Consider the following 12,386-nt stretch of genomic DNA (forward strand, 5'->3'; position numbering starts at 1 on the left):
CAAGCATGTCAAGCCGACCGCGGAGGCTGAGAGGATTTGCGAATAGAGAGCTTCCACGATCCATGACACGTCCACGATCTAAATTACGACTGAAACTCGGCAGCTCCTCGCGCTTAAATCACCCGCGAGCGTCGCCGACTTATACCGGAGTGATAGATACCCGCAAGAGGACTGTATGACCGAACGATCGCTAAAGACCGTCGCCAGCTCTTCACACCGGCGGATGCTTTCTTCACCCAAAGAACGATACGCCCAGACTGCACCGAATGAGATCGAACTAAAGGCCGAGGAGGTGGCAATGTCTACTAGCTTCATTGGATTCTATCGCTTTCGGTGGCGAAACATCTCTAGCGCGACAGCCATTTTGGCAGCCTCCTTCCTCTGCGCAAAACTTGTCACCACAGACGTCCTGACGTTGGGCTATACGATGGTGGTGCCGGTCTTCACAGTCCTGTCGGTCCTTTTCGAGGATGCCCGGACGGATCGGGGAGGTCTTTTCGGCATGAGGGCCTGGACAAAAACCTCGATTGCAGCGGGAAGCGCAGCTGGCGTCGGATGCCTTGGCTATCGCTTATGGTTGCTTGGCTTTTGACGGGAGCGCCGGATGCGGATCGTCGTGCGAAATAGCCCTGGGCACGAGCTCGAGACACTCAGCCAAGCGGAAAGATCTGCCTTGCATCGCTGGTACGGAAACGCGGCAACGGAGGAGGACGAAGGAACCGCGCTTGCAATCATTCAACGGGCAAAAATCATGGGCGGTTGGATCGCCTGCGACTGCATGGCAGGGCGAGCCTCACCCTTGTTGGCGCCGATCCAGCAGGAACATACTTTCACGCTGCGACGGCTGACCGCCAGAAGACCGGAAGATCATCAGCAGGATGGGCGTCCTAATCACGCGGAAGCCTGCCCGTTTCATGTCGACAAGGATGGTGCTCCTGCACTGATCGATCGGCATTTTCAGATACGACCGATCCTCAAGCCTGACCGTCTCTACGTCGATCCGCTGCCAGCCATGCCAGACGGTCTTGCCGATCTTTCCGAACGGGAACGCCCTCGGCCGCGCGAGCGAAATGACCGGCCATCTCGGCTCGGGAGCATTTTGTGGCGCATCCTCGAAAGGGCTGAGATCAACATCGTCCCTCCTTTGCAGGAGCAGCACGTCTTTTCTCTCAGCGGGCAGCTATCGCGGATGCGCGCGTCCGCGAAGGAATTCCGCGTGTTGCGAACCTGGACCCTCAATGCGCTGACTTCAACCTGGGCCGCTGATTACTGGGATGGCGACAGCCGCTGGCAGAGATTGCTGGCCGCGTCGCGCAACGAATGGCCCCTAACGGTTCGTCGCACTGGATTTATGCTCCTTTACGCCAAGAGTGTGTCCGCACAGTCTGTCATGCCGGCATCGTCTGCGCGCAGGATTGATATTATGGGCAAGGTTCGCCAGCCTTTGCAAGGCGATTCATCACAGCGGGGACCATTTCTGGTCCTGCTCAACGCCGATTTCGGGGATGATGATGACGGGCCGGTTCGGGCAATTCAGGCGTATGCCCAACCCGTCTATAATCCCGACACACTCTTCCCGGTCGAATCGGGTTTCGAAAGACAAATTTCCCATCTGCTGTTCTGGTTGCAGGATGCCTTATTCGAGGCCCTGCCGGACCTCAGGGTCCGGATCATCAAACCGCTGTTTGCGATCGAGACACCGATCGGCCTGTGCCGGCCCGATTTCGTCATCGACGCTACCTATAAAGATCATCCATCCATCAAGCTCATTGTCGAAGCGATGGGAAGAGAGACCAAGGACTACCAGGCTGCGAAAGCAAAAGCACTGCCGCGAATGGAACGGATTGGGCCAGTCTTTCACATCACACCGGCTGATCTTGCGGGGGATCACGCCGCAAGGTCCGCTCGGCGCTTGATGGAATGGGGCCTCGAGCAGCTTCGCCATCCAAAGGTCGCGCCATAGACCGCATCACAGGAAGTTCCGATTAGCCGTCCTTAGGATTGCCGGCTTCAGTGTGCTCGTGGCCTGATGTGGTGGAATCGATCTCCGTGTTGGCAGCTTCAAGCCGCCGAGCTTCGAAGAAGGCAATCACCTCTGGCGGGCAGTTGCCGAATATCCTTCTCACCAGGGCGCCCGCGAGTTCCGAAAAGGATGCCTTCAATTCGCTTTGGACGAGGGCCTGCTCTGGTCTCGCGCTTTTCGTCAGTGCGGCCCTTTGCGCACGCATCTCCATCTCCCGTTCCTTGAACATCAACCATAGACCCGCGTCCGCCTTAGCCGCGGCAACGAAAAGCTTGTGGTTGGAACGCGTTGAAACGTCATGAGCTGAGAAATGTATTATGTCACGCATACTGGTCCCTCTTTCAAATACGAAAGGGCTTCGCAGCCGATCGCCGCTTATGGCTCCTCGACGTGGACAAGATCCTCGCGTAACGGGTCGCGTGCCGCCTCTGCGAACTCCCGCAAATGGTTTCTCGACGCGTCGTCCGAAAGCCGATCGGATAGGTTCTGGATCAGCAGGTCGACGTCCCTGTTGAGCTCGATCGGATCGATGACCCTATCTTTCTGCTGGAATATCGCTTCATTCAGAGCCTGAATGTCATCGCCGAATACCTTCCTGACGTCCTGTCGTCGAAGGACTGGTTCGCCGTATGATGCCACATCCCCCTCAGCAGGCGAGACTGGCACGAGCGATGGGACCTGGTCCCGGGCGCGCGGCGATCCGGGATAGACCCTCCGGCCCAACGCCTCCTCGTCGATCTCGATATTGATGACGCCTGTTTCTGGCGGCGGTGGCGGGAAGATTTTCGTCTTCCCGCATACACTCGAAGCCCGCTTCGGCTGAGACTTCAGGACCGCTTCCGGCTTCTCTGATGATGGCTTGCCTTCAGCGACGCCAAGCTCGCGCGTCTCGTCCAGATCGAGGCGATGGCGAAGCTCGTCAAGCGAGGAGATATAGACTTGCCGCACACCTTGCTTGACGACGAACCGCAAGTCTTGCGGATTTTGCCGCAGCGCCTTTGGCGCAGCATCGTCACCTGAGGCAGCCCGGGCGCCCTGCTGCATCGTCCATTCAACCGGCTCCATGCAGGGCTTTGCTATCGGCTTGAACCTGCGCACCTTGGCAAACATGCGTTCGCCGCCGGAATCGAGCTTCATGATCCGCATCAATGGCATTCCAGTCACCTGCAGGATCGCCTCTTCCGGCTTCATCATCATCAGCGTATTGACGGGAAGCAGATCGACTGAAACCGGCACCTTTGAGATCGACCGTTGTCTGCGGCCATGACGATGCGAATAGGAAGACTGATCGACCCATTCAGTCGTCTTGCCCGCCGCCAGGGAGACCGCGCTCGCATCCTCCTGATTCTGGAAGTTCATGAACAGCTTGATCGTCGAAGCCCCCATCAGAATTTTCTGGCCGGACCGTTGATAAAGGCGTTCAAGCTGAGCGCCATCCTGAAGAATGAACACGAAACGAACCCCATTTTTGCGGATAAGCGGAGCCAGAGTCAGTACGGTGTCGATGCGGCCGCCATTGCCGAACTCGTCGAGCATCATCAGGACTTCGTGCTCGCCGTTCGGCAATGGCCCAAGCTGCACCAGCTTGTCAGCCATTTGCTGGATGAACATCGAGATCAGCCGCTCGTAGATCTGAATGGCATTCCAGCCCGCCTGGATAAAGATGGCGAGCTTGCGCTTTCTGATCGCATCGATCGGGATCGTGGTGATTGATGTCAGCGCCTCGACCAGAGGGTTCTGCAGGAAGTTGAGCTTGGCGACAATTTCAGCAGCGATGCCTTCGCCGAGCTTCTCGTGACGACCTGCAAATTTTGTCAGTTGCATCCGGGTCTGATCGGAGAGCACCGCGTCGTAATTCTCCAGAAGCTGGACGATCGCCTTTCGCTCGTCTGACATGGAGTTGAGGATGCGATAGAGCTCGCTCAGCGATTTGCGGGTATCCGGGCACTCCAGGACAAAGCCGAGCATCGCCGTCAGCAGAATCCTGGCGCTCTCTTCCCAAAAGTCGGAGGAATCCGAGCGGAGCCGCTCGGGAAGCAGCATTTGCGTCAGCTTCTGAAGATCGGTAATCCGCTGGTTTGGCTCCGAGCTGATCAAATCCAGCGGATTATAGCCATCGGTAAATCGGGAGCCCGGCGCCAGAAGAAAGATGTCGTAGCCCTTGTCCTTAAGGTAGCCCGAGGTCTCATCGAAAAGCTCGCCGCTCATATCGAGCACGACCTGCGACCCTTCAAAGCTCATCATCGTCGGGATGACGAAGCCGCGCGATTTTCCCTGGCCGGGCGAACCGATGACCATGACATGCTGGTCGCCGTCATTGCGCAGAAGCAACCCCTGTTTCAGGCCGAGCACGATGCCATGCTTGTCTCGCAGTCGAAAATCAGCAGCATCTTTCAGCGTCGCAAGCCTTGCCCGTCCCATGATCATCCGCTGACGCTTCTGGATCGCGGCTCCGATCGGAAAGCCAACCAAGGCACCTGCAGCGGCAAGACCAGCCAACGCCGCAAAGACGGTCTGGCGCGAGGGCTTGTGACAGCCGCCGGCCGCGTCCGTGGTCCCGAAAGGGGCCTGATACATGGCGGCAAGATGGTTGCCGTAATAGCTGGCGATCTCGGCGTGCTCCCCGCCTTCGTCGCGACCATGTAAAAGGCAATGCCGTAGATTATGACGCCGCCATAGGCGGCGGCGAAGATCAAGGCGGTTAGCGCGATCAGGCTGAACATCGACCGGACATGGAGCAGATAGAGGATCTTGCGCGACAAGGCCTTTCCAGCCTTCAACATCCAAAGGCTCAAAACGAAGAATAGGAACGGCGACGACAGCGCGAAAGCGAGGACGGACAGTCCGACTGTGTTTCTCGTGTGGATGATCGACCATGTGTAGCGCATGGCGTCGGTAAAGCGCACCGCACTAACATAGTCGAAATAGGACCCCTGCCCAAACGAGACGATATAGGCGTCGTAGATCGTGGCGAATATGAAGAGCCACAGGCCAAGCGCACCGAGGATCGCGAAGGGAAGGGTGAGCGGCGACGCCTTCTGCAGGCCAGACCATTTCGGGCGCTCAATCTCGCTGGGAGTGGATACGCTTGCCATCTTCATCGACCTCATCGGCAAAATAGATCTCGCTGACGCCGCGGCCGCCGGCGGCGTCGCTCTTCTTCAGCTGGACCACGATCGGGATGATGGAGCGGATGTAACGAATGATATCGTCCCGCTCCATGCGTACATTGCTATTGAGCACCAGCGTCGAGAGACGATTGAAGGCGTGATGCGGCGAGTTTGCATGGATCGTCGACATCGAGCCGGGATGCCCCGTATTGATGGCATTGAGGAAGTCGAACGCCTCGTCACCTCGCAGCTCTCCCATGAAAATCCGGTCAGGCCTCAGGCGCAATGCTGTGGCGAGAAGGTCGCTCATCGTCACCCTCGCCTCCCCTGCCCACCTTTGGACACGAGCAGGGACACGACATTTTCCTGTCGGGGTTCGAGCTCGGCGGTGTCCTGCATCAGGATGAACCGTTCCTGATTGGGGACGGCTGTCAGCATCGTGTTGAGGAAGGTGGTCTTACCGGTCGACGTGCCGCCTGAGATCAGCATGCTTCGATGGTTGACCGCCGCGAGTTCGAGGAAGGCGCGGACTTGTCGCGCCCTCAGAAGGCGGGACAATTCGATGTCGACGTTATCGATATAGTCGCCACCGGTGACCTTGGTGAAGCGGAAAGCGCCGGCCCGCTCATAGTCGTTCAGGTCGAAGCGACGAATGAACTGCTTGCGGATCGAAAACGCGTGGCCGGTCGCAGACGTCGGGTTGAGCACGAACTGGACACGCTCCCCGCCGGTAAGGGTCGCCGACAGCAGCGGGTTCTCGGCATTGACCGTCTGCTTCGTGAAAGAGGCCGCGCGGGACGCCATGTGGCGGATCGCTTCCTGGTCGAGACCTTCGATATGCTCCCTTACCATCGCGAGATGGCCGATCCTCTCGAGCCAGACCTCGTTATTGGCCTGGCAGGATATCTCGACAATGCCTGGATCGTCGAGAAAGTGCCGGATCGGCTGCAAAGCCTCGGCCAGAAAATGATGCTCTGCTGAGATTACTGGGCGGGCGTTCATTTGCCACCTTTTTGCTTGCGCAACCGATCGAACTCTTCGCGGACCGGATCGGGGTAGAGGCCGGCGAAATCGAGGTCGCGTGTGACGAAGACATTGATGTCGGAGCCTTGGCTGATATGGATGGTCGGCCGAATGTTGCGGCTATCCTGGAATGCTTCAGTACCCAGTTGCTGGATACCGGATGCGATCGTCTCGGCAGCGATCTGGCGGGCGCGATCCTGGGATGTGTCGCCGCTGCCTTGGGGGATCCGCGTGACGCTTCCGTCACTGTTGACCACGGTGATGTACTGATTTTCCTTTTGACCGAGCTGCGCGATGTACTGGGTGGCACCTCCAATCAGGGTCATGAGCGCCGGCGGCCCGAACCGCTCCCAATATTTCCGGTCGACAGTGCCGGTCATGCCCGAGCGCCCTAGGCGGTCGGTTCCGTAAGAGCCAAGCTGCACCGAAACGCCGTCGCCCCTGATCATTCTTGTCCAGACGATCAGGATCCGTTCCTGCCCGCGCTCGACACCGGACTTGTAGTCGCCGATCAAGGATGAACCGGCGGGGATCAGTATTCGTCGCCCGTCGAAGGAATAGACATCCTCTCGCACGATCCCCTTCACCATGCCGGCGAGATCGGAATTGATGGCGGTCTCCAATGTCCCGCGGATCATCGTCCCTTGTGGGATCCATGCATCGGTCCGGCGGTTCTCGGTCGCAACCGAGACCTGGACACCCTGCCCACCCATTGCCTTGAGGAACGCCCGGTCCCCGTCGACCGCTCCGCCATTGTCGGATGCGGGTGCGGCATCAGCGCCCGTAGCCGATCCCATGCCAAATGGCGCAGCACCCGCCCCCGAGGTCGTGGCCTGTGCAGCACCCTGCGCGTCATTCGTCTTGTCGAAGACCAAGGCCGAGGACCGTACGCGCTCAAGCAGCTTGGCCTGACGGGCGAGCTCGATGCAACGCGGATTGTCCGGGTTCTTGCCTCTGGTGCAATCGACGTCCGCCGGCGGAAGTGCGGGGGCAGCAGCCGGCACAACGGGGGCCGGCGGCGGTGGTGGAGGCGGCGCCTCCGGCACCTGCACGGTCGGCAATGGCGGTGGTGCGGGTGGTCTGAAGCCCTCGTTTCGGGGCGTCTGCACCGGGCGGAATTCCTCGCGCGGCGTGTTGTCGACGACCTGCTCCTTTTCACCGCTGGACAGAAGGAAATAGAGGACAACGCCTACGACGGCGATCGCTGCAACCACTGCAAATGGGCGCATCAGGCCGATCCCGGCCCGCCTGACCGGTCCGCCAAGCGACGCATCACCATCCAGCGAGCGATAGTTGGGCGCATTGAAGTTGGGATCCGACATTGTGCCCTCCTATCTCGATTGCGATTGCTGCAGTCTGCTTGCGCCGCGCAAACGCTTCGGGGCCACGGCACCTTCAATCGGCGCGGGGATGTCGGTGGGCACGGTCCGCAGATTGAAGAGACATGTCTCTTCCTCAGTCCCATAGCGCAGCGACCATTGCCGCGAGACCTTGTCGATGACGATGTAATCCGCCTCCCGCCGATAGTTCACGAGGCTTTCCCTGCGCTTCGCATCGACGATGAAGATTGCCGGAATATCGCCAGAGAATTTCATGAAGGTCTTCAGCCCGTCGTCAAAGACCCAGACGGGCTTGGCCGCATCGTTGCCTTTGAAGCCATAGTCATAGTTGACCTTGTCGCGGCGGATGTTCTTGATGTTCGGATTGCGCTGCGCATCCTGCGCCTGTTTCCAGAGCTCGGCCGTTCCCTTGAGACCGGCGTCTTCCGGATAGGTGAACTTCAGCTTGAAGGTCTGATTTTGCATCGCCTTGCTGTCGTTGACCCGCAGATCAAAGGAATAGGTGCGCTTTGTCGTCACCACGGAAAGATTGGTCGCGGCATCCTTCTCCATTGGCTTCAGGGTCAGCGACCGCCTGTCGGCAGAGGTGAGGATCTGCCAGGAGACGGTATCGCCGGCGACGACCTGCGTGATGTCCTCGTCGGAGCCAAACAGGATGGTGGTCACCAGACCGTAAGTGCCCGTCACCTGGAAGACCTGCTCGGCGGAATAGGGCAGCGAGCGGATGCGCGGGTCGAGCCTGCCCGGTCGTGCCAGCAATTCGGCATTCGCGATCGTCGGCTCAAGAACCGCCAAGACGGAAAGTGCAATCATCCATCGCTTCATGGCACGAGCCCCGATGGCATGTTTTCCGGAACCTTGGCGTATTCCGTCACGACAAAGCCGAGCGGATTGTAGAGACGCACGCGATTGCTCGCCGGAAGATTGATCTGCCGATACCGCACGGTCGCTGACCATCGATTGACGACATCCCCGCCGCGGCGCCGCTCGCGTGTTTCGAAACGCACGGCCATGGTCGAAGCATTGAGTGGATTGACCGACAGGATCTCGGGACGGATGTCGCCGGTCGCGCCCATGGTTTTGACCGGACCGCGTGGATTGCTCGGGTTCATCCAGTCCTCGTAGTCCTTGAAGGTCGCCGAATTCGGCTCGGACCAGAGAGCTATCATGTCGAAATTGTCTGAGAGGTAGCGGGGGTCGTATGTTTCTCGACGGATGACATAGTTCCCGACGAAGGACGCCTGCACCGCCGGAAGTTCCGAGACGCTTGCGCGATCTTTGTCGAGTGTCGTGACGGTCTCCATGTAGCCTGTATTCTTGTCGACGATCAGAGGCACGACCTCAGTGCGCACAAGCGGGAAGAGTTGCGCGACCGAGAATGACAGGATGCCGGCGATGGCCCAGCCGGCGAGCGCAAACACCATCAGGATCATACCGATCAATGTCCGCAGCGACCGGTTCTTCTCGCCCCAGGAATGGTGTTGATCGTAAATCTCTTGTGGACCGGCAACCTGATCGGTCGACGCGGTGCGTATCTGTCTCTTGAAGAGTGCCAAAATCTATCCCCAAAATTCCTGCTATGAAAAGGATGCCGGCCGATGAACGGCGCGATCTCATCCGCCGTTACGCCGTCGCATGGTCAGCATTCGGCCGAGCGAACCCGACGCAGCAATCGTGCGGCGCCCAACAAGTGCAGATGCCGTAAGCGCACCTTGCGGCCCGACCAACATACCAAGTGCCGCCGCGGCGGCCTGCCCACCGCGCGAATTGCTGGACGACAGTGCATGTCGCGTTGCCCCATAAAGGATGTCGGCACCACCTCCTGTGGGGATTTGGGATGACGCGGAGCCGTAGGCGAAGGTTCTGGCGACGTCCGGGATCTGCAAAATGAAATAGGCGATAAGTGCGAGGTAGAGCACCATGGCGACGACGATCGCGAGCGCATTCTCGCTTGTGGCCATGTCATCGTTGATTGTGTCCATCATGCCGACCAGAAAGCCGAACGAGAGGCCGGCCATGATGTAGGTGAAAAGAAGCATGAACATGCCGAAGGCGATGCCCTTGACCCAGGCGTCGAACACAAAGCGGGTGATGCCGAAGAAATAGCAAAGGATGGCAATCGGACCGATCGCCAGCATGACAGCTGTGATCATCTTGGCAAACAGTGTAACGCCGGTGAGGATCAGCAACATCGGCAATAGGCCGAAGACCAGGACAATGAAGACCACCACCGCGCCGGTGACGTTCGGCAGCCAGCCAGACTCGTAGGAATTGAATAGCTTCATGGCGAAGTCGTAGACCTTGCGCGCCATCGACGCGACCTGTTGAGCCAGGTCCACACCAGCCGACCCGCCACCCATCGCCGAAGAAATCGCTGAGCCGATATCCTGCGGCGTGGACAGCACGAACTGCCCGATATTGTGGTAGAATGTCGCCCAGGACATGATCAATGCATAGGCGAGTGCGACTTTGAAGCCCGTAATCGCCACATCCGACAACGAAATATTAGTTTGCCCGAGTGCTGCGAGAAGGAAATACAGGGCCAGGAAGATAGCCAGTACGGCGCTGACAAGGTCGCTGTTTTCGGCAAACAGCCCCCATGCCCGCTCCAGCGAAGCCTCATTGATCTTGTCGAAATATCTGAGCGCATCGCCATAGAAATTGATCGCGTAGCTGACTGGATCCATCTCGTTCCCTCAAACCCTGTTGTCGGGCTGGAATTGCCGGTCAGAAGTGACTGACCGGTCGCATCGGGCCGCAGTGGTGCGGCAACACCGCGTCGAACGCTGGCCCAAGCGGGGCAGGCTGTGGGTCCTGCCTGTAGCCGAGCGCGGGGACCGGGCTTTCGTCGGCCGAGCATTTTGCCAGCTGTTCGTGCTTTCCGGCACAGCCGCCGAGAGCCAGGATAGTGCCGACCATCGTGACAAGAACCTTCACGGGGACTGCTCCTCGAACGCCTTCAGCTGATCGCGCACCGACGACGTCTCGGTGCTTTTCCCCTCATCACGGATGACACTGTCCGGGAGCGTAGCGAAGGTCTTCAGGTTTTGCGAAGAGGTCGCCAGAGCCGCTTTATATTGCTGGTTTAACAGCAAGACCTGGTTGTTGAGTGAGCCGACTGCCTCATTGGCGGTCTGGTTTCCCTGCAGCACCATCTGGGTGTTCTGTTCCAGAGCGCCTTTCACGTCCTGCGCCGAGCCGATCTTCTCGGTCGCCTGCATGAAGGAATTTTGGCGGTCTTTCGTCGCGCTGTTCATCGCGTCGGTCAGCGCCGTCAGCGTCGTCAAGGCGTTGGTCCCTTGAGAATAGGCCTGATTGGCCCCGGACAGTTCGCCGCCCTTGGCGGTGTCGACCACCATTTTCACAAGATTGAGACCGTTGATCAGCTTGGCAGCCGTGTTCTGGAACTGGCCGCTGATACCGCCGAACACAGCCTGGTTGCTCGACAGGATCGAATTGAAGTCAGGTGCCTGCCCCATGCTGAAGCCATTGCCGGTGGCGAGCTTGGCAAACTGGCTGGCATCCTGTGTGCGATCGCCGACGATCGCCTGCAGGGTCTTCGTCACATTATCCTTGACGACCGACGTATCCTGCTGGATCTGTTTCGACAGCCGCTCGATTTCCTGAGCTGCCGCGATATTTTCCGAGATCCTTCACTGGAACCTGTGCGAGGGCATGTGGCGCGGCGATCAGGCCAAGCCCGATTGCAAGAACAATCCTATTCATAAGCCTCTCCTTTGCTGTTTCGTCGGTTTTCCGTGGGTCGGGCATCGACGACCGTCACCAATCCAAGCACCGGATCGTCCATCGCCGAGAAAGTCGCTGTGTCACCATTGGTACGCGCCGCATCCTGAAAGTCCTCAAGCCAGCGCTGTATCTGCTCTGTCGTGGCGTTTACTGGGACGGCAACGCAGCGTGTGCTGCCCGTATCGATGATTTTTGTCGGGCACTGGATTTGCACCATCACCAACGACCCGTCGTTATCCTTGGAATTCCCGCCGCCCGAGCCTCGGAGACTGGCAGATGACGATTTCAGGCCGGCCTGGAGGCGCCGGAGATATTGCTGGTTTGCTTCAAGGGATTTCTGGGCGAACGCATTCCAGATGTTCGCGCGATCGACCTGCGCCTTTGTGTTGCGATCGATGGCCCTTTTCAGCTGTTCGCCGCAGCCCGTGTTATCGCTGACCGCTTCAGGTTCGGTCGTCTCTGTCCCAGTCGGCGTCCGATCGCCATTCTCAGCCTTGTTGCGCTCGTAATAGGCCGAGACCTTTTTGACGTAGTCCTGGGTCTCGGCAATGTTCGGGATCTGGCCGTTTTGAAGCGATTGACGATAGGGGCCAGCATTGTAGCCCGCAGCGATCAGATCGTAGCGATCACCGAACATCCCCTGCAGTTGCTTGATGTATTTGACCCCGCCGCGGATATTATCCTGGGTGTCGTAGGGGTTCACACCAAGCCCTGCTGCCGTCCCCGGCATCAGCTGCATCACGCCGGTTGCACCGACCCCGGAACGGGCCGATTGGCGGAAGCGCGATTCCTGCTCGGCGATCGCCATGGCAAAGTTGGGATCGACGCCCTGCCGGATCGCTTCGTCCCGGACCATGCGGGCGACTTCCTGCTGGCTCGGGGTTCGTTTCGACGGGCCGGCCGGCGCCGCATCGCCAGCCATTCCGGCCGCCGAGCAATCTGCCGGCGCTCCGGATCCCTGCCCGGGAGCGACGCTATCGGTCGTCCCACCGGAGGCACCTTTGACGCTTTGCGTGTAAGCCTGGTAGGGCCCGTAACTATCGCGGGTCGCCTCGTCGCTTTTCAAGCGGGTGTCGTCGATCACCGGGACCTGCGCGCGCGAGACCGAGGGCACCATGATGATGGCAAACGCGAGCGCACTGA

Annotated in this window: 14 protein-coding genes; 2 read left to right on the plus strand and 12 right to left on the minus strand. The window is 59.1% G+C overall.

The genetic code is table 11. The annotated features are described in order from the left end of the window. Window positions 1-175: 175 nt before the first annotated feature. The gene (locus N7E02_RS03890) at window positions 176-592 is read left to right on the plus strand and encodes a hypothetical protein (protein ID WP_286578782.1); all 417 of its coding nucleotides are present in this window, start codon (window positions 176-178) and stop codon (window positions 590-592) included. A gap of 12 nt (window positions 593-604) precedes the next feature. Further along, complete coding sequence (locus tag N7E02_RS03895) at window positions 605-1,963, plus strand: DUF8535 domain-containing protein (RefSeq protein ID WP_286578783.1); 1,359 nt, start codon at window positions 605-607, stop codon at window positions 1,961-1,963. Between the two features lie 22 nt (window positions 1,964-1,985). Here N7E02_RS03895 and N7E02_RS03900 read toward each other — a convergent pair whose 3' ends face one another. The 12 genes from N7E02_RS03900 to N7E02_RS03955 all read right to left on the minus strand — a co-directional run bounded on the left by N7E02_RS03900 (window position 1,986) and on the right by N7E02_RS03955 (window position 12,327). After that, window positions 1,986-2,234, minus strand: a complete 249-nt coding sequence (locus N7E02_RS03900; protein WP_286578784.1) for a hypothetical protein — start codon at window positions 2,232-2,234, stop codon at window positions 1,986-1,988. Window positions 2,235-2,398: 164 nt separating this feature from the next. After that, window positions 2,399-4,495, minus strand: coding sequence for a type IV secretory system conjugative DNA transfer family protein (locus N7E02_RS03905; RefSeq protein WP_286578785.1), 2,097 nt, complete (start codon window positions 4,493-4,495; stop codon window positions 2,399-2,401). Next, window positions 4,447-5,118 (minus strand): hypothetical protein, encoded by a 672-nt coding sequence (locus tag N7E02_RS03910; RefSeq protein ID WP_286578786.1) that lies wholly within the window; start codon window positions 5,116-5,118, stop codon window positions 4,447-4,449. Before N7E02_RS03910 ends, N7E02_RS03905 begins: the two co-directional genes overlap by 49 nt. Beyond that, a complete protein-coding gene (locus N7E02_RS03915; protein ID WP_286578787.1) occupies window positions 5,087-5,443 on the minus strand; it encodes a CpaF/VirB11 family protein in 357 nt (118 codons plus the stop codon). The genes N7E02_RS03910 and N7E02_RS03915 overlap by 32 nt, the downstream gene beginning before the upstream one ends. Before the next feature lie 2 nt (window positions 5,444-5,445). Then, a complete protein-coding gene (locus tag N7E02_RS03920) occupies window positions 5,446-6,135 on the minus strand; it encodes an ATPase, T2SS/T4P/T4SS family (protein WP_286578788.1) in 690 nt (229 codons plus the stop codon). Then, window positions 6,132-7,478 (minus strand): type IV secretion system protein VirB10, encoded by a 1,347-nt coding sequence (gene virB10 / locus N7E02_RS03925; protein WP_286578789.1) that lies wholly within the window; start codon window positions 7,476-7,478, stop codon window positions 6,132-6,134. The genes N7E02_RS03920 and virB10 overlap by 4 nt, the downstream gene beginning before the upstream one ends. 9 nt (window positions 7,479-7,487) lie before the next feature. Beyond that, the gene (locus N7E02_RS03930; RefSeq protein ID WP_286578790.1) at window positions 7,488-8,309 is read right to left on the minus strand and encodes a TrbG/VirB9 family P-type conjugative transfer protein; all 822 of its coding nucleotides are present in this window, start codon (window positions 8,307-8,309) and stop codon (window positions 7,488-7,490) included. Window positions 8,310-8,317: 8 nt separating this feature from the next. After that, the gene (locus N7E02_RS03935; RefSeq protein ID WP_286578791.1) at window positions 8,318-9,052 is read right to left on the minus strand and encodes a VirB8 family type IV secretion system protein; all 735 of its coding nucleotides are present in this window, start codon (window positions 9,050-9,052) and stop codon (window positions 8,318-8,320) included. A 57-nt stretch (window positions 9,053-9,109) separates the two neighbouring features. After that, the gene (locus N7E02_RS03940; RefSeq protein ID WP_286578792.1) at window positions 9,110-10,183 is read right to left on the minus strand and encodes a TrbL/VirB6 family protein; all 1,074 of its coding nucleotides are present in this window, start codon (window positions 10,181-10,183) and stop codon (window positions 9,110-9,112) included. Between the two features lie 40 nt (window positions 10,184-10,223). Beyond that, window positions 10,224-10,433: a hypothetical protein gene (locus N7E02_RS03945; RefSeq protein WP_286578793.1), complete on the minus strand. Its 210-nt coding sequence runs from the start codon at window positions 10,431-10,433 to the stop codon at window positions 10,224-10,226. Beyond that, window positions 10,430-11,062 carry a conjugal transfer protein gene (locus tag N7E02_RS03950; protein ID WP_286578794.1) on the minus strand — a complete coding sequence of 211 codons (633 nt, stop codon included), beginning with the start codon at window positions 11,060-11,062 and terminating at the stop codon, window positions 10,430-10,432. Before N7E02_RS03950 ends, N7E02_RS03945 begins: the two co-directional genes overlap by 4 nt. 152 nt (window positions 11,063-11,214) lie before the next feature. Continuing rightward, window positions 11,215-12,327, minus strand: a complete 1,113-nt coding sequence (locus tag N7E02_RS03955; RefSeq protein WP_286578795.1) for a lytic transglycosylase domain-containing protein — start codon at window positions 12,325-12,327, stop codon at window positions 11,215-11,217. Window positions 12,328-12,386: the final 59 nt, after the last annotated feature.

Origin of the sequence: Terrirhizobium terrae (assembly GCF_030323265.1) — a bacterium.
Classification (GTDB): Bacteria; Pseudomonadota; Alphaproteobacteria; order Rhizobiales; family Rhizobiaceae; genus Neorhizobium.